This is a genomic window from Amycolatopsis tucumanensis, from assembly GCF_021654135.1.
GTDB lineage: Bacteria > Actinomycetota > Actinomycetes > Mycobacteriales > Pseudonocardiaceae > Amycolatopsis_E > Amycolatopsis_E tucumanensis.
In genome coordinates, this window is sequence record NZ_JAKGSD010000001.1 from 327,195 (window position 1) to 343,660 (window position 16,466).

The 16,466-nt window shown below is 72.8% G+C and carries 19 protein-coding genes; 11 read left to right on the forward strand and 8 right to left on the reverse strand.

What is annotated here, in order from left to right; all coding sequences use genetic code 11:
• The first annotated feature begins 80 nt into the window (after positions 1–80).
• The gene (locus L2C96_RS01685) at positions 81–1,151 is read left to right on the forward strand and encodes an NAD-dependent epimerase/dehydratase family protein (protein WP_237334827.1); all 1,071 of its coding nucleotides are present in this window, start codon (positions 81–83) and stop codon (positions 1,149–1,151) included.
• Between the two features lies 1 nt (position 1,152).
• On the opposite strand, the gene L2C96_RS01690 is transcribed toward L2C96_RS01685, so the two are convergent.
• Entirely contained in the window at positions 1,153–1,911 is a 759-nt protein-coding gene (locus L2C96_RS01690; protein WP_237334828.1) for an aminoglycoside adenylyltransferase family protein, read from the reverse strand.
• Positions 1,912–1,935: 24 nt separating this feature from the next.
• Here L2C96_RS01690 and L2C96_RS01695 point away from each other — a divergent pair, with 24 nt between their 5' ends.
• Positions 1,936–3,246 carry a M20/M25/M40 family metallo-hydrolase gene (locus L2C96_RS01695; protein WP_020417973.1) on the forward strand — a complete coding sequence of 437 codons (1,311 nt, stop codon included), beginning with the start codon at positions 1,936–1,938 and terminating at the stop codon, positions 3,244–3,246.
• Positions 3,243–3,743: a helix-hairpin-helix domain-containing protein gene (locus L2C96_RS01700; RefSeq protein ID WP_237334829.1), complete on the forward strand. Its 501-nt coding sequence runs from the start codon at positions 3,243–3,245 to the stop codon at positions 3,741–3,743. The genes L2C96_RS01695 and L2C96_RS01700 overlap by 4 nt, the downstream gene beginning before the upstream one ends.
• Here L2C96_RS01700 and L2C96_RS01705 read toward each other — a convergent pair.
• The 4 genes from L2C96_RS01705 to L2C96_RS01720 all read right to left on the reverse strand — a co-directional run bounded on the left by L2C96_RS01705 (position 3,740) and on the right by L2C96_RS01720 (position 6,447).
• A complete protein-coding gene (locus tag L2C96_RS01705; RefSeq protein WP_237334830.1) occupies positions 3,740–4,051 on the reverse strand; it encodes a superinfection immunity protein in 312 nt (103 codons plus the stop codon). The genes L2C96_RS01700 and L2C96_RS01705 overlap by 4 nt on opposite strands.
• Positions 4,052–4,178: 127 nt before the next feature.
• Positions 4,179–4,400 (reverse strand): DUF5703 family protein, encoded by a 222-nt coding sequence (locus L2C96_RS01710; RefSeq protein WP_017982338.1) that lies wholly within the window; start codon positions 4,398–4,400, stop codon positions 4,179–4,181.
• Positions 4,397–5,404 (reverse strand): YncE family protein, encoded by a 1,008-nt coding sequence (locus L2C96_RS01715; RefSeq protein ID WP_237334831.1) that lies wholly within the window; start codon positions 5,402–5,404, stop codon positions 4,397–4,399. Before L2C96_RS01715 ends, L2C96_RS01710 begins: the two co-directional genes overlap by 4 nt.
• A gap of 80 nt (positions 5,405–5,484) precedes the next feature.
• On the reverse strand, positions 5,485–6,447 hold the full coding sequence (locus L2C96_RS01720) for an aldo/keto reductase (RefSeq protein ID WP_027935852.1): 963 nt from the start codon (positions 6,445–6,447) through the stop codon (positions 5,485–5,487).
• Between the two features lie 176 nt (positions 6,448–6,623).
• On the opposite strand from L2C96_RS01720, the gene L2C96_RS01725 reads away from it, so the two are divergent.
• The 5 genes from L2C96_RS01725 to L2C96_RS01745 are packed head-to-tail and all read left to right on the forward strand — an operon-like array spanning position 6,624 to position 11,801.
• Positions 6,624–7,460 (forward strand): undecaprenyl-diphosphate phosphatase, encoded by an 837-nt coding sequence (locus tag L2C96_RS01725; RefSeq protein ID WP_020417968.1) that lies wholly within the window; start codon positions 6,624–6,626, stop codon positions 7,458–7,460.
• A 9-nt stretch (positions 7,461–7,469) separates the two neighbouring features.
• A complete protein-coding gene (locus tag L2C96_RS01730) occupies positions 7,470–8,186 on the forward strand; it encodes a histidine phosphatase family protein (protein ID WP_237334832.1) in 717 nt (238 codons plus the stop codon).
• Positions 8,183–10,228 (forward strand): M3 family metallopeptidase, encoded by a 2,046-nt coding sequence (locus L2C96_RS01735; protein WP_237334833.1) that lies wholly within the window; start codon positions 8,183–8,185, stop codon positions 10,226–10,228. Before L2C96_RS01730 ends, L2C96_RS01735 begins: the two co-directional genes overlap by 4 nt.
• Positions 10,228–10,953 (forward strand): class I SAM-dependent methyltransferase, encoded by a 726-nt coding sequence (locus L2C96_RS01740; protein WP_237334834.1) that lies wholly within the window; start codon positions 10,228–10,230, stop codon positions 10,951–10,953. The genes L2C96_RS01735 and L2C96_RS01740 overlap by 1 nt, the downstream gene beginning before the upstream one ends.
• Positions 10,950–11,801 carry a class I SAM-dependent methyltransferase gene (locus L2C96_RS01745; protein ID WP_237334835.1) on the forward strand — a complete coding sequence of 284 codons (852 nt, stop codon included), beginning with the start codon at positions 10,950–10,952 and terminating at the stop codon, positions 11,799–11,801. The genes L2C96_RS01740 and L2C96_RS01745 overlap by 4 nt, the downstream gene beginning before the upstream one ends.
• A 64-nt stretch (positions 11,802–11,865) precedes the next feature.
• Here L2C96_RS01745 and L2C96_RS01750 read toward each other — a convergent pair whose 3' ends face one another.
• The gene (locus L2C96_RS01750) at positions 11,866–13,314 is read right to left on the reverse strand and encodes an amidase (protein WP_237334836.1); all 1,449 of its coding nucleotides are present in this window, start codon (positions 13,312–13,314) and stop codon (positions 11,866–11,868) included.
• 116 nt (positions 13,315–13,430) lie between these two features.
• On the opposite strand from L2C96_RS01750, the gene L2C96_RS01755 reads away from it, so the two are divergent.
• From L2C96_RS01755 to L2C96_RS01765, 3 genes are read left to right on the forward strand one after another with little or no spacing between them, the layout of a single operon-like run.
• Positions 13,431–13,889 carry a MarR family winged helix-turn-helix transcriptional regulator gene (locus L2C96_RS01755; protein ID WP_237334837.1) on the forward strand — a complete coding sequence of 153 codons (459 nt, stop codon included), beginning with the start codon at positions 13,431–13,433 and terminating at the stop codon, positions 13,887–13,889.
• A gap of 19 nt (positions 13,890–13,908) precedes the next feature.
• Positions 13,909–15,297, forward strand: coding sequence for an MFS transporter (locus L2C96_RS01760; protein WP_237334838.1), 1,389 nt, complete (start codon positions 13,909–13,911; stop codon positions 15,295–15,297).
• Between the two features lie 32 nt (positions 15,298–15,329).
• Positions 15,330–15,623 (forward strand): DUF1330 domain-containing protein, encoded by a 294-nt coding sequence (locus L2C96_RS01765; protein ID WP_020417960.1) that lies wholly within the window; start codon positions 15,330–15,332, stop codon positions 15,621–15,623.
• Positions 15,624–15,630: 7 nt separating this feature from the next.
• Here the strand turns inward: L2C96_RS01765 and L2C96_RS01770 are convergent, their stop codons facing one another.
• Together L2C96_RS01770 and L2C96_RS01775 are read right to left on the reverse strand one after the other, a co-directional pair.
• Positions 15,631–15,957: a YciI family protein gene (locus tag L2C96_RS01770; protein ID WP_237334839.1), complete on the reverse strand. Its 327-nt coding sequence runs from the start codon at positions 15,955–15,957 to the stop codon at positions 15,631–15,633.
• A 23-nt stretch (positions 15,958–15,980) separates the two neighbouring features.
• Positions 15,981–16,427, reverse strand: coding sequence for a pyridoxamine 5'-phosphate oxidase family protein (locus L2C96_RS01775; RefSeq protein WP_237334840.1), 447 nt, complete (start codon positions 16,425–16,427; stop codon positions 15,981–15,983).
• Positions 16,428–16,466 lie beyond the last annotated feature (39 nt).

Here is a 16,466-nt window from a genome sequence, read left to right on the forward strand (position 1 = left end):
ACCTGCCCCGAGGTGTCCCCGCTCCCGGCGGCACCAAACGCGACGGTTCGCGCCCACGCGCGCCGGGTATCCGCGTCCGCATGAACTCGCCAGCGAGCAAGGGCCTGCGCGTCGTCGTCACCGGCGCCAGCGGAAACGTGGGCACCAGCACCGTCGAGGCGCTCAGCCGCGACCCGGCCGTGGCCTCGATCCTCGGCGTGGTCCGCCGCGAACCCGAGTGGCGCGTGCCGAAGCTGGAGTGGCGCACCGCCGACCTGGCCGAGGACCAGATCGCCCACCTGGTGCGCGGCGCCGACGTGGTGATCCACCTGTCGTGGCTGTTCCAACCCACCCACGACCCGGCGCTGACCTGGCGGTCCAACGTGCTCGGCGCGATCCGCGTGTTCGAGGCCGTGGCCAGGGAGAACGTGCCCGCCGTGGTGTACTCCTCGTCGGTGGGGACCTACTCGCCGGGCCCGAAGGACAGCCCGGTCACCGAGAGCTGGCCCACCCACGGCTGGCCCGCGGCCGCCTACCCGCGGGAGAAGGCCTACCTGGAGCGCTACCTCGACGGGTTCGAGAAGGCCAACCCCGGCGTGCGGGTGGTGCGGCTGCGCCCGGCGTTCATCTTCAAACGGGAAGCCGCCTCCGCCCAGCGGCGGTTGTTCGCGGGCCCGTTCCTCCCCGGCAGCCTCGCCCGGCCGTCGCTGATCCCGGTCGTCCCGGACATCCCGGGTCTGCGCGTGCAGGCGGTGCACTCCGCCGACATCGGCGAGGCGTTCCGCCTGGCCGCGATGAAGGACGTGCGCGGGGCGTTCAACATCGCCGCCGACCCGGTCGTCGACGCCAAGGCACTGGCCCGCCTGCTCGGCGCCCGCACCGTCCCGGTGCCCACGTGGGCGATCCGCGGCGTGGTCGCCGCCGGCTGGTACGCCCACCTGCTGCCGGCCTCACCGGGCCTGCTCGACACCGTCCTGCGGCTGCCGATCATGGACACCACCCGCGCCCGAGACGAGCTCGGCTGGACCCCGCGCCACGACGGCCTGGAAGCGATCGGCGAGTTCCTCGCCGGGCTGCGCGCCGGCGCGGGCATGGCGACGCCGCCGCTGACCCCGGACAACGCCCCGACCCGCATCCAGGAGGTGCGCACCGGCATCGGCAACCGGCCGTGACTCAGCGCCGCAGCTCGCCGATGCGGGCCAGCACCTCGTCGACGAGCGGGCGCACCCGCGGCACCAGGTCGGGGCTCCAGGTCTCCTCCGCGTAGTGGCGCGTCCGGTACAGGTCCCGGGCGTGCGCGAGGACCGGACGGTGTTCCGCGGGCAGGTGGGCCAGGGCCCAGTCCGCCGCGGCGTCCTTGGGTTTGATCTCCCCGGTGGCGAGGGTCGCCCACACGCGGGCGAGGGTCAGCACGACGTTGCGCGTGTCGCCGTCCAGGTCGGCGACGAGTTCGGGGATGCCCGCCACGCTCGCCCGCACCACGTCCGAATGCGGCACCGGGTCCAGGAGCCGGGCGGGTGGCGGCCCGGCCAGCGGGTGGTCGCCCGCCAGGACCATCGCCAGCACCAGCGCCAGGTCGGGCATCGGTTCCGGCTGGGGAGGCCCGCTCGCCTGGATTTCCTCCCGCAGCCACTCGCCGTAGAGGAAGTCACCCACCGGCGGGAACCGCCACGGGCTGACCTCGGACCTGACCACGACGGTCAGTTCGACCGGCCGCACCGCGGTGGTCAGCCCGGAGATCTCCAGCAGGCCGTCCAGCAGCGCGCGCCGCTGCCGCTGGTCCAGGCTCCGCCGCGTGACGGCGAGGACGTCCAGGTCGCTGGCCGGGCGGAGACCCCCGAGCACCGCCGAGCCGTGGAGGTACACGCCGAGCAGCTCCGGGCCCGCGACGTGCCGGACGAGCCCGACGGCGCGCTCCAGCTGATCCCCCACAGCGTTGATGATAGGAATGGCGGCGTGAGCATCGAGACCGCGGCCGATGAAGCCGTCACGCTGACCAGCGACCTGATCCGCATCGACACCACCAACACCGGCGATCCGGACACGCTGGTGGGGGAGAAGGCGGCAGCGGAGTTCGTCGCGGAGAAGCTCACCGAGGTCGGCTACGAGATCGAGTACGTGGAGTCCGGCGGGCGCAACCGCCACAACGTCATCACCCGGCTCGCCGGCGCCGACCCCAGCCGCGGGGCGCTGCTCGTCCACGGCCACCTCGACGTCGTCCCCGCGGACGCGTCCGAGTGGTCCGTGCACCCCTTCTCCGGCGCCATCCAGGACGGCTACGTGTGGGGCCGCGGCGCCGTCGACATGAAGGACATGCTCGGCATCATGCTGGCGCTGGCCCGTCACTACAAGCGCGAGAACATCGTCCCGCCGCGCGACATCATCTTCGCCTTCCTCGCCGACGAAGAGGCCGGCGGCAAGTACGGCGCCCAGTGGCTCGTGGACAACCGCCCCGACCTGTTCGAAGGCGCCACCGAGGCGATCAGCGAGGTCGGCGGCTTCTCCATCAGCCTCAAGGACGACGTCCGCACCTACGTGGTGGAGACCGCGGAGAAGGGCATCCGGTGGATGAAGCTGCGCGTGCGCGGCACCGCCGGGCACGGCTCGATGATCCACCACGACAACGCCGTCACCAAGCTCGCCGCCGCCGTCGCGCGGCTCGGGCAGCACCGGTTCCCGCTCGTGCTCACCGACTCCGTGCGCGAGTTCCTCGCCGGCGTCACCGAGATCACCGGCTGGGACTTCCCCGAGGACGACATCGACGGCGCGGTCGCCAAGCTCGGCAACATCTCCCGCATGATCGGCGCGACCCTGCGCGACACCGCCAACCCGACGATGCTCACCGCCGGCTACAAGTCCAACGTCATCCCCTCGGTCGCCGAAGCCGCCGTGGACTGCCGCATCCTGCCCGGCCGCATGGAGGCCTTCGACCGCGAGCTCGACGAGATCCTCGGCCCGGACATCGAGAAGGAGTGGATGGAGCTGCCGCCGGTCGAGACCACCTTCGACGGCGCGCTCGTCGACGCCATGACCGCCTCGATCACCGCCGAGGACCCGGGCGCGAAGGTGCTGCCCTACATGCTCTCCGGCGGCACCGACGCCAAGTCCTTCCAGACGCTGGGCATCCGCAACTTCGGGTTCGTGCCGCTCCAGCTGCCTGCCGACCTGGACTTCTCCGGGCTGTTCCACGGCGTGGACGAGCGGGTGCCGGTCGACGCGCTCAAGTTCGGCACCCGCGTGCTGGACCGGTTCTTCCGCGCCTCGTGACCAGCGCGGCGCAGCTCCGCAAGACGGCGCGGTCCCTGCCGGAAACCACGGAGGACGGCGGCGCCTTCACCGTGGGCGGCGCGGTGTTCGCGGCGCTGGTGGACAAGCAGGTGACGCTGCGGCTGCCCGCGTCCGAGGTGGACGAGCTGCTGGCAGCGCACCCGACGGCCGCCCGGGACAGCGGCGGGGTGCGGGTGCCGCTGGCCGACATCGACGGCCGGCAGCTCAACCACTGGGTGTGGCGCGCCTGGCTGGCACACGCCCCGGAACACCTCGCGCGCACGGCCACCGCGGCGGTGGCGGGCGAGAGCGGCGACCTGCCGCGGGCCATCGGCCGCCCCGCCACCCGCGCGCTGGGCAACGCCGGGATCACCACGCTCGACCAGGTCGCCGCCATGACGGAGGCCGAGCTGCTCGCCCTGCACGGCATGGGCCCCAAAGCCGTGCGCATCCTCCGCGAAGCGCTCGCGGAGACGGGCCGCTCACTCGCCGGCTAGGTCCCGACCGGGCGGGGCCCGGTTTCCGCGCGCGCCGCGCCGGCCCAGATCAGTGCGGCGACCCAGCCGATGAGGGACCACCCCGCCAGGAGGGTGCACACCGCGATCGGCCGGACGTCGGCCACACCGCGGCGGCGGGCGAGCAACACCGGCGCGAACCACACCGGGACGCATGTGACCAGCGCGACGATGCCCAGCAGCACCACCAGCGCCACGCCCATCCCGGCGAAGACCGCCAGCAACGCCACGGCCACCGCGACCCCGGCGCAGGCGGCGGTCACGACACGGACAACGGGCGAGGAGGACATGCTGCTCCTTCCAAGGGGCAGCACTGAGATCGACACGAGGGCCCCACCCGTTACCGCTCTTCGCGCGTAGCGCATCCGTCGAGGGGGCGGCTCTGGGCCCGGCGCCCAGCTGCGGGCGCCGCTCGGGTCAGATCAGGACCTCGGGCAGGGCGGTGGCCGGCTGCCGCTTGCGGCGCAGCCACACCCGCCGGGTGCCGTCGGAGTAGAGCCGGACCGTCGAGAGCTCCCACCCGCCGTACTCGGCGTTGATGGACAGCTGCGTGGCCGCGGCCCGCCGGGAGACGCCGGGTGGCAACTGCAACCGGCGGTACTCCCAGTCCTCGTCGACCACCGCCTCCTGGTGCTTCATGGCTGGATCACCTGGACCCCTTCTCCCGCCGCGGAGCCGACGACCACCCGCCCGCTCCGCTCCTCGACGGTAACCGAATCCGGCTGCCGGACCGTCGGGAAACGGTACTTCTCGACCGGTTCGCCGCCGCGCACGTCGAACCCGACGACCTCGTTGCGCTCGGTGAGCGTCACCCACGCCAGCGCGCGCTGCGCGTCGTAGGCGAGGCCGTACGCCCCGCCGGGAACCGGGTACCGCTGCCGCAGCAACAGCGGGCCGGTGGAGAACGCCAGGAGGGCACCGGCGCGGGTGTCGACCACGAGCACCCGGCCGAAGGAGTCCGCGACCGCGTTGGTGGCGCCGTCCCCGGCGCGCAGGCCCTCGGCGATCGTGCCGCCGTCCACGTCCACCGAGAACACGGCGGTGCGCAGCTCGTCCAGCACGACGGTGTTCCCGCCGGCCTGCAGCACGTCGTCGGCGCTGTAGAGCTGGCCCTCGATCGTCTTGGTCAGCCGGTCGCCGGTGAACACGTCCACGGCCTTGCGGTCCCGCACCGCGACCACCGTCCGGTCGCCCTCGACCACCGCGCCGGACGGCTGCCCGGCCACGGCCAGGGTGCTCACCTCGCCGCCGGGCAAGGCGATCCGGGCGACCTGCCCGGCCGCGGGCAGCGTGGCCAGCAGCACCCCGCCGGACACGCGCAGGTGCTCGACCCGCCCGGCGACCGGCACCCGCACCGGCGCGGCCGCCAGGTCAGCGGCCTGGTACAGCAGCACGGCGTCCGGCACGGCGACGGCCAGCGTCCCGGTGGCCGGGTCGGCGGCCAGCGCGGTGACCTCGGGGGAACCGATCACGGTGCCCGCGGGGGCGGCGGCAGGCTGGGGCGACACGGGCGCCGTCGCCGCGACCGGGTCGGCCACGACCTGCAGCGTGTCGGTGGAGTCACCGGACTTCGACGAGCACCCGCTCAGCACCAGGGCGCAGACCAGCACGACACCGGTCCCGACGGTGGCGGAGGAGCGCACAAGACCTCCGGATCGCATTCCTCTGTTGCCTCCAGCATCCCCTGAAAACCCCGCCGCGTCACGTGCCATCCACCGCACGGTCACTTCGTGCCCCGCTCGGGGTAACCGAACTCGACCGCGCTGACGTCGTCCAGCGCCGAGGAGATCGCGACCGGCAGGGCGATCTCCTCCGCCGCCAGCGACCCGGTCAGCTGCCCGGTGTCGCGCGCCCCGACCACCGGCGCGACCACGCCCGGCCGGTCCCGCACCCACGCCAGCGCCACCACCAGCGGCGACACCCCCAGCCCGTCGGCCGCGGTGGCGACCGCCTCGACGATCCGCGCCGCCCGCTCGGTGCGGTGCTGCTCGACGTAGCCGGCGTACTCGGCCGACGCGCCCCGCGAGTCGGCCGGCGTGCCGTGGCGGTACTTGCCGGTCAGCACCCCGCGGCCCAGCGGCGCCCACGGCAGCACGCCGAGCCCGTGGTGGCGGGCCGCCGGGACCAGCTCGCGCTCCACCCCGCGCTCCACCAGCGAGTACTCGGCCTGCGTCGCGACCAGCCCGGCCGGCCGGGCCGCCGCGGCCGAGGCCAGCTGCCAGCCCGCGTAGTTGCACACCCCGGTGTAGCGGACCTTGCCCGAGGTCACCGCGTGGTCCAGCGCCGACAGCGTCTCCTCCAGCGGCACCGAGTCGTCCCACGCGTGCAGCTGCCACAGGTCCAGGTGGTCCACGCCCAGCCGCCGCAGCGACCCCTCCAACGCGGACAACAACGCGCCGCGGGAGGCGCCACCGCCGAACGGCCCGTCGGTGCGCCGGGCGACGGCCTTGGTCGCCACGACGATCTCGTCACGCGGCACCAGGTCGCCCAGCAGGCCCCCGAGGATCCGCTCGCTCTCGCCGCCGGAGTAGATGTCGGCGGTGTCCACGAGCGTCCCGCCCGCCTCGACGAACGCGACGAGCTGGCTGGCCGCCTCGTCGGCGTCGGTCTCCGCGCCCCAGGACATCGTGCCGAGCGCCATCCGGGAGACCCGCAACCCCGACCTGCCCAGCTGTCGCTTCTGCATGCACAGAGAGTAGCTGCGGCGCGGAGCGCCACCGTTGAGGGTGGCGGCGGGCGACGGGCGGGCGTAACGAAAGTACTGTAAAGAACTTGACGAAGGCGGCTCATCGAGTGATCCGCGCCGCCGATAGCCTCTCCCACCGTGCGAACGCGACTGATTTCCCCGAAGGCCCGGTGAGCATGGGCTGGTTCGAAGCACTCGTCCTCGGCCTGGTCCAGGGCCTGACCGAGTTCCTCCCCATCTCCTCCAGCGCCCACCTGCGCATCACCGCGGCGCTCGCCGGCTGGGACGACCCCGGCGCGGCGTTCACCGCGGTCACCCAGATCGGCACCGAGCTGGCGGTCATCCTCTACTTCTCGAAGAAGATCGGCCGCGTCCTGGCCGCCTGGTGGCGCTCGCTCTACCAGCGGGAGGCGCGCCACGACCCGGACGCCCGCCTCGGCTGGCTGATCATCGTCGGGTCGCTGCCGATCGCGGTGCTCGGCCTGCTGTTCCAGGACGCCATCGACAGCGCGTTCCGCGACCTGCGGCTCACCGCGACGACGCTGATCGGGTTCGGCATCCTGCTGCTCATCGCCGACCGGGTGGGCCGCCAGTACCGGACGCTGGACCACCTCACCGTCCCGCATGGTCTCGGCTACGGCTTCGCCCAGGCCATGGCGCTGATCCCCGGCGTGTCCCGCTCCGGCGGCACCGTCACCGCGGGCCTGTTCCTCGGCTACACGCGCGCCGACGCCACCGAGTACGCGTTCCTGCTGGCCGTGCCCGCGGTCTTCGCCTCCGGCCTGTACAAGCTCACCGACATCGGTGGCGAGCACAGCCCGCAGTGGGGGCCGACGATCCTGGCCACCCTGGTCGCCTTCGGCGTCGGCTACCTGGTGATCGCGTGGCTGATGAACTTCATCAAGACCAAGAGCTACGTGCCGTTCGTGATCTACCGGATCGCGCTCGGCGTGCTGCTCATCGTGCTGGTCGCCACCGGCGTCCTTGATCCGAACGCGGGTCCCGCCATGTAGGTTGGCGGCGTGGCTACCGTGATCCTGCTCCGGCACGGCCGCTCGACCGCGAACGGGTCGGGCGTGCTGGCCGGGCGGACCCCCAAGGTCGGGCTCGACGACACCGGCCGCGCGCAGGCTCAGGCGCTCGTGGAGCGGCTGGCCGGCGTGCCGCTGGCCGAGGTCGTGTGCTCGCCGATGCTGCGCTGCAAGAACACGGTGGCCCCGCTCGTCGCCGAGCGGGGCCTCATCCGCACCGTCGAACCGCGCCTGTCCGAAGTGGACTACGGCGAGTGGACCGGCCGCGAGCTGAAGGACCTGGTCAAGGAACCGCTGTGGCGGGTCGTGCAGGCCCACCCCTCGGCCGCGGTGTTCCCCGGCGGCGAGGGCCTGGCAGGCATGCAGGCCCGCGCGGTCGCCGCGGTGCGCGAGCACGACGCGCGGATCACCGCCGAGCACGGCGACCACGCCGTCTGGCTGCTGTGCAGCCACGGCGACGTGCTCAAGTCCATCCTGGCCGACGCGCTGGGGCAGCACCTCGACGCGTTCCAGCGGATCGTGGTCGACCCGGCGTCGATCTCCGTGGTCCGCTACACCGAGGTGCGCCCGTTCGTGGTGCGCGTCAACGACCACAGTGCGGATCTGGCCGGGGTGGTGCCGCCGGCGCCGAAGCGCGGTAGGAAGAAGAAGACGTCCTCCGACGCGGAGATCGGAGGGTCGACAGGACAGAAGGGCCGCGCTGGATGACACCGGACAACCCGTTCTCGCAGGCGAGCGACCTGCCCTACGGTCTGCCCCCGTTCGACCGGATCGCCGACGAGCACTTCGGCCCGGCGTTCGAGGCCGGCCTGGCCGAGCACGCCGCGGAGATCGAGGCCATCGCAGGCAACCCGGAGCCGGCGACGTTCGAGAACACGATCGTGGCGCTGGACACCTCGGGCCGCCTGCTGCAGCGCGTCTCGTCGGTGTTCTTCAACCTCACCTCCTCCGACACCAACCCGGCGCGGCAGGAGCTGCAGGCCGAGATCGCGCCGAAGCTGGCCGCCCACTCCGACGCCATCCACCTGAACCCGCGGCTGTTCGCCCGCGTCAAGGACCTCTACGACCGGCGCGACCAGCTGGGGCTGGACGAGGAGTCGGCGTGGCTGCTGGAGCGCACCTACACCGACTTCCAGCGCGCGGGCGCCGGGCTCGACGAGAGCCAGCAGGCCAGGTTGCGGGTGCTCAACGAGGAACTGTCCACGTTGTCCACCCGGTTCCAGGAGAACCTGCTGCGCGACACCAACGACCTGGCCGTGCTGGTCGAGGACGCGGCGGAGCTGGCCGGGCTGTCCGACGGCACGATCGCCGCCGCGCGTGAGGCCGCCGCCTCCCGCGGTGCCGAGGGGTACCTGCTCACGCTGAACCTGCCCACCTCGCAGCCGCTGCTGTCCTCGCTGGAGAGCCGGGCGTTGCGGGAACGGCTGTTCACCGCGTCGATCTCGCGCGGCAACCGCGGCAACGACAACGACAACTCGGCCGTGCTGGCGCGGATCGTGCAGCTGCGCGCCGAGAAGGCCGCCCTGCTCGGCCACCCCAACCACGCGGCGTACGTGATCTCCGACGAGACCGCCCGCACCGCCGAGGCCGCCGTCGGGCTGCTGGAGCGGCTCGCGCCCGTCGCCGTGGCCAACGCCCGCCGCGACGCCGCCGAGCTGCAGACCTACCTCGAGCAGGACCACCCGGGCGCGACGCTGGAGCCGTGGGACTGGGCCTTCTACGCCGAACGCGTCCGCAAGGCGAAGTTCGACCTCGACGACGCGACGCTGCGGCCCTACTTCGAGCTGGACCGCGTGGTGCGCGACGGCGTCCTCCACGCGGCGAGCCGGTTGTACGGGCTGAGCTTCACCGAACGCCACGACCTGCCCGTCTACCACCCGGACGTGCGGGTGTTCGAGGTCTTCGACGCCGACGGCGGCCCGCTGGGCCTGTTCCTCGGCGACTACTACACGCGCGACTCCAAGCGCGGCGGCGCGTGGATGAACACCTTCGTCGACCAGTCGCACCTGCTGGGCGAGCGGCCGGTGGTGGTCAACAACCTCAACATCGCGAAGCCGCCCGCCGGTGAGCCGACGCTGCTCACCTTCGACGAGGTCACCACCCTGTTCCACGAGTTCGGGCACGCGCTGCACGCGCTGGTGTCGGACGTGCGCTACCCGAAGTTCTCGGGCACCAACGTGCCGCGGGACTTCGTGGAGTACCCGTCGCAGGTCAACGAGATGTGGATGCTGTGGCCGGAGGTGCTGGCCAACTACGCCAAGCACCACGAGACCGGTGAGCCGCTGCCGCAGCGCCTGGTGGAGCGGCTGGAGGAGTCGGCCCAGTACGGTCAGCCCTTCGCCACCACCGAGTACCTGGCCGCGTCGCTGCTGGACCAGGCCTGGCACGGGCTGGGCACCGAGGACGCGGTCGGCGACGTCGCCTCGTTCGAGGCCGCCGCGCTGGAGAAGGCCGGGGTGGCGGTGCCGGCGATCCCGCCGCGCTACCGCAGCACCTACTTCGCGCACGTGTTCAGCGGCGGCTACTCGGCCGGGTACTACTCCTACATCTGGAGCGAGGTGCTCGACGCCGACACCGTGGAGTGGTTCAAGGAGAACGGCGGTCTCAAGCGCGAGAACGGCGACCACTTCCGGGCCACGCTGCTCTCCCGCGGCGGCGCCGGGGACCCGATGGGCTTCTTCCGCGACTTCCGCGGCCGGGACCCGGAGATCGCGCCGCTCCTGGCGCGCCGCGGCCTGACCGGCGCGTGATGGAGGTCGGGCGGGAGGCGCAGTACGACGTCTTCGCCGAGGAGTTCCTCGACCACGCGCGGGACGGCTTCTACAACGCGCACCTGGACCGGCCGGCGTGCCTGGGCCTGCTCGGGGACATCGCCGGTCTGCGGGTGCTCGACGCCGCGTGCGGTCCGGGCCTGTACGCGGAGGAGCTGGTGGCGCGGGGCGCGGCGGTGGTCGGCGTGGACATCAGCCCGCAGATGGTCGAGCTGTCCCGGCGCCGCGTCCCGGCCGGGGAGTTCCGCGTGCACGACCTCGCCGAGCCGCTCGACTGGCTGCCGGACGCCTCGGTGGACCGGGTGCTGTTCGCGCTGGCCGTGGAGTACGTCGACGACCGGGTGGCGCTGCTGCGGGAGCTGCGCCGCGTGCTCCGGCCGGACGGGGCGCTGGTGCTGTCCCGGCAGCACCCGTTCGGCGACTGGCTCCGGCACGGCGGCAACTACTTCGAGCCGCGCGTGGTCGAGGAGGTGTGGAGCCGCGGCTGGCGGGTCCGCTACTGGCTCTCCCCGCTGGAGCAGACCTGCGAGGAGCTGCGCGCGGCCGGGTTCCTGGTCGAGCGGCTGCTCGAACCCCGCCCGTCACCCGCGGCTGAGGCGCTCGACGCCGAACGGTTCGAACGCCTCAGCCGCGAGCCGACGGGGTTCCTCGCGATCCGCGCCGTGCCGGACCCCCGTCACTGCTGCCAGGGGGAGAGACCGTGACCGACACACCGACCGTCGACTCGTCCAACACCGATCAGTTCCGCTCCTGGGACGGTGGCAATGGAGCGTTCTGGACCGAGCGCGCCGAACGCTTCGACGAGGGTATGTCCGGCTACCACGGCGAACTGTTGAAGGCGGCCGAAATCCAGCAGGATTCCACGATCCTGGACATCGGATGCGGCAGCGGTCAAGTCACTCGTGACGCGGCCCGCATCGCCCGTGGAGGTTCGGCGCTGGGCGTCGACCTGTCGTCGACGCTGCTGGATCTCGCGCGCGCACTGGCAGCGGAGGAGCGGTTGACCAACGCGGCCTTTGTCCAGGCGGACGCGCAACTCCACGACTTCGGTGAGTCGCGCTTCGACGTCGCTGTCAGCAGGCACGGCACCATGTTCTTCGGCGACCGGCAGGCGGCGTTCGCCAACATCGCACGCGCCATCCAGCCAGGCGGCCGCTTCGTGCAGCTGACGTGGCAGGCGCTCGACCGCAACGAGGGCATCAGGACCTTTCGCACCATCGCGTCCGGGGGCCGTGAGCTTCCACCGCCACCACCCGAGGCTCCGACCCCCTTCTCGCTGAGTGACCCTGATCGAGTGCGTCAGCTGCTCACCGAGGCAGGCTTCGCCGACATCGAGATGACGGACTTGTCCATGCCCATGTACTACGGCCGCGATGTCGAGGACGCGTTCGACTTCATCACCGGCAACTTCGCCTCTGCGCTGCGCCAACTCGACAACGAACGGCGCGCCCACGCCATCGACGCGCTCAGAGCCGACATCGCCGCCCACCTCACCGACCGGGGCGTGCTGTACGGCGCGGCACACTGGCTCATCAACGCCCGGCGCACTTGAACGGACGGCCGACCGGGGACCCGCCCGCGTGCCTCGTCCGCGGCGGGACCTCCGGTGGGACGCCCTACCGCGGCGCCTGGAAGCCGCCGATCTCGTGCTCCAGCAGTTCGGCCAGGCGCAGCGGGGTGCGGTCCTCGAACATCGGGCCGATGAGCTGCACCCCCACCGGCAGGCCCTCGGGGGAGCGGCCGGCCGGGATCGCGGTCGCGGGCAGGCCGGGCATCGTCGCCACGCCGGCCCAAACGAGCTGGTCGAAGTACGGGTAGCCGGCGCCGTCGATGTCGATGCGGCGTTCCATCGGGTTCGGGCTGTGGTCGTGCGGGAACGCGGGCGTGGGCGTGATCGGGCAGACCACGGCGTCGAACTCGGCGAAGAACTGCCGCCAGCCGTGGCGGTGGAGTTCGCGGCGGTGGTTCGCCGCCAGCCAGTCGTGGTGGCTGAACACCATGGCGCGCAATCGCACGGCGTCGAGGCTGCGGTCGTCCTCGCTCAGCCCGGCCACGCGGGCCCGCAGTTGCTCGTCGTCGATGGGGAACCGCGCGACAGCGCCGGAGATCAGCAACTGCATGTAGAGCGTCGCGGCTTCGGCCAGGTCGGGCAGCAGCCCGCTGTGCCATTCGACGCGGGCGCCGCCGCCGGTGAGCGCGGCGGCCACCCGGTGCACGCCCGCCCGCACCGCGGCCCCGGTCGGGAGGAGCGGATGTTCGTCCAGCACCAGGACCCGGAAGTCGCTCAGCCGCTCGTGACGTGCGGACGGCAGCGCCACCTGGTGCGCCTTGCCGGCCGTCAGCGGGTCCGGGCCGGCCATGACGTCGAGCAGGAGCGCGAGGTCGCGGGCGGTACGGGCCATCGGACCGACGACGGCGAGGTCGAGGTCGACCGGCAAGGCCGGCCCCGGCGGCGCGACCATACCGCGCGGCGCCGCCAGCCCGAGCGTCGGCTTGTGCGCGTGAATGCCGCAGAAGTGCGCGGGGGTGCGCAGCGAACCGGCGAGGTCGGAGCCGATGGACAACGCACCGAACCCGCACGCCAGAGCCGCCGCCGATCCGCCGGAGGACCCGCCCGCCGTGCGGTCGTGGTCCCACGGGTTGCCGGTGGTGCCGTAGATCTCGTTGAAGGTCTGGATGTCCTGCAGTCCCAACGGCACGTTCGTCTTGCCCAGCACCACCGCGCCCGCGGCCTTGAGCCGCGAAACCTGCACCGCGTCGTCGGCGGGCCGGAACTCCCGGTGTTGCGGCATGCCCCAGGTCGTCGGCAACCCGGCGACGTCGTAGGACTCCTTGACCGTCACCGGAATCCCGAGCAGCGGCCGGTCCTCGCCGCGGGCGCGAGCCCGGTCCGCGGCACGCGCGGCGGCTCGCGCGCGGTCGAAGTCCGGCACGCAGATCGCGTTGACCGCCTTGTCCTCGCGCTCGATGCGGTCGATGGCCTCGTCGGTCAGCTCCACTGAGGACACGGCACCGGCACGCAACGCGGCAGCCAGCTCCTCGGCCGGCTTCAAGCTCCACTCCATGAATCCGACGCTATCCGCGTGCCGGAGAGGGCACAAAATCCCTTCTCCCACAACGAAAACGTGGTCTGGCCTACAACTTACATAAACGATGTATATAAAGATGCTATGCTTCTGCCGTGAGCCGTCAAGACACCGCTCCCGGCGCGTCCGCCGCCATCGGGGCCGCCCTCTACGGCCTGGCCACCAGCGCCGTGAGACGCCTGCCCCGGGACATGAGCCTGACCTCCGCCGCCACCCTGGCCACCCTGGACCGGACCGGCCCGCGGCGCATCACCGATCTGGCCGCGATCGAGGGCGTCACCCAGCCCGCGATGACCGCACTGGTCCGGGTGATGGAGGAGGCCGGCCTGGTCGAGCGGCGGGGCGACGCGGCCGACAAGCGGGTCACGCTGGTGTGCCTGACCGAGGCCGGCGCCTCCTACGTCCGGACGCGGCGCCAGGCGGGCGTCAACGCGTTCGAGCGGTTGATCGACGACCTGACCGGCGAGGAGGTCGAGGCGCTGGTGGCGGCCCTTCCGGCGCTGAAGCACCTGGCAGAGCTCGAAAGCCGGGACCGCGAAGGGTCGAAAAAGTGATCGGCCGGGCGAGGTCGCGGTGAAGGCGTTCCCGGCGGCGCGTTCCGAGCCGCGGCTGCTGGTCCCCGCCCTGATGTTCATCGCTCTGGTCGTGGCGGCGGTCGGCAGCCTCGGGACACCGCTCATCACCAGCGTTGCGACCTCGTTCCACGTCTCGCTCGACAGCGCGCAGTGGACGCTGACCGTCGCGCTGCTCAGCGGCGCCGTCGCCACGCCCGTCCTGGGCCGGCTCGGAGCCGGCCCGCACCGGCGCGCCACGATCCTCGCCACGCTGGCGATCGTCGTCGCCGGCAGCGCGCTCACCGTGCTGCCCCTGCCGTTCGCGTGCCTGCTGGCCGGGAGGGCGGCCCAGGGCGTCGGCCTCGGGCTCACGGCGCTGATGATGGGCGTGGCCCGGGACCACCTCCCCGAGGAGCGCGGCGCGGCCGTGATCGCCCTGATCTCGGTGGTCTCGATCATCGGGGCCGGCGTCGGCTACCCGCTGACCGCACTGCTCGCCGAACTCGGCGGGGTGCGGGCCGCCTACGGCCTCGGCCTGATCGTCACCGCCGCCGCACTCCTGACCGCGTGGCGCTCCATGCCCGAAGCCCCCGCGGGCCGCTCCGCCCGCCTGGACGTGGCGGGCACGATCGTCCTGGCCGCCGCGCTGCTCCTGGTGCTGTTCCTGGCCGGCGAACGGACCCTGTGGAGCCGCCACCTCGCCGTGGCGGCAGGACTCGCCGTCGTCGCGGTGGTGCTGCTCTGCGTCTGGGCCGTCGTCGAGCTGCGCAGCAGGACGCCCCTGGTGGATGTGCGGGCGGTGCGGCACTCGGCGGTCGCCGGGGCGAACCTCGCCATGTTCGTCGGCGGGATCGGCATGTACCTCCTGCTCACCCTCATCACGCGGTACGCGCAGACGCCGCCCGGCGCAGGCTACGGCTTCGGGCTGACGACGTTCGTCGCCGGGCTGGTCCTCATCCCGTTCTCGGTGCTGGGGTTCGTCGCAGGCAAGCTCACGCCGCGGCTGCGGACGCGGATCGCCGACCCCCTGCTCCTGGCCGGCAGCGCCGTCGTGATCGGCGGCGGGTTCGCCCTGTTCGCGGCGGCCCGGTCGGACCTGGCCGAACTGTTCGCGGCGATGGGTGTGCTCGGTTTCGGCGTCGGCGGCTTCTCGGCCGCGATGCCGGGCGTCATCCTGGCCGTCACCCCCAAGAGCGAGACGTCGAGCGCCATGAGCTTCAACTACGTCGTCCGCAGCGTCGGCTACTCCCTGGGCAGCGCCCTCGGCGGCCTCGTCCTCGCCGCGGGCACCGGCCCCGGCCTCCTCTTCCCCGACGACAGCGCTTACACCACCGCGGCGCTGATCGGCATCGGCGCCATGGCGATCACGACGCTGACCAGCCTCGCGCTCGCCCGCCGACGCTCATAAGTCAGAGCACCCATCACAACACTGGAGGTTCCATGCCCAAGGGCTACTGGGTCAGCGTCTACCGCACCATCTCCGACCCCGAAAAGCTGGCTGCTTACAACAAACTGGCCAGTCCGGCCGTCCGGGCCGCGGGCGGGCGGCCCCTCATCCTCGGCGGCCGGGTCGTCGCGCACGACGCCGGGATCGCCGAGCGCACCGTCCTGGTCGAGTTCGACAGCTTCGAGCAGGCCGTCGCGGCGCGCGAGAGCGCGGCCTACCAGGAGGCGCTGGCCGTCCTCGCCGACGGCGTCGAGCGCGACTTCCGCATCGTCGAGGGCATCGACTAGCCGGAGGTCAGCTTTGCAGCGGCCACACCTCGACCACCCCGTGGGCCACCGCGCACGGGGTCCCGGCCACCATCCGCGTGGCCTCCTCCAGCGTGTCGGCCTCGATGATCGCGAACCCGGCGACCGGCAGGTCCGACCGCAGGAACGGGCCCGGCGTCACCTGGGTGCCGGCCGCGTCGTGGTTGCGCACCTGCACCGGCTCGCCCGCGATCCCCATCTCGACCCCGGCGGCGCGCAACCGGGAGTCGTGCTCGTGGGCGGCCGTCCGCACCTCCTCGGCGGTCCGCTCGTAGCCCGCGCTGTCCCCGTAGCCGATGGTGATGAACTTCCCCATCGGGGCAAGGTAGCGCCGCCCGGTCAGCCGAGCCAGTGCCCGTCGCGCATGAGGGTGCGTCCCGGCAGCTCGTTGGCCTCCCGCCAGGCCTGCACCCGCGTCGGCCGGATCCGGAAGTACTGGTACGGCTGGGTCTCCGCACGCGGGTCGAACCCGGTCCGCGCGGCGAACGCCTCGCACGCCGCCGCGTCCGGCTCGACCGGCTCGGCGACGCCGTCGACGAGGACGACGTCCCGCGTCGGGCCGAGGCCCAGGCGCACCCGGCCGTCGGCCAGCAGGTTCCGGCTGGTGAGCGAGTCACGCGGGGTGGCGACGAGCAACGCGGCGCCGTCCCACAGGTAGGACAGCGGGATCAGGTGCACGCCGGCCTCACCGGAAGTCGCCACCCACAGGTCGACGTCGGCCTCCAGCCGGGCGCGGGTGTCGCGCAGCCGCTCGGCGAGCGCGCGGGGCGGATCGATCGCAGTCATGATCACCACGCTGACGCCGGAGGGCCGGCCCCCGTCAGG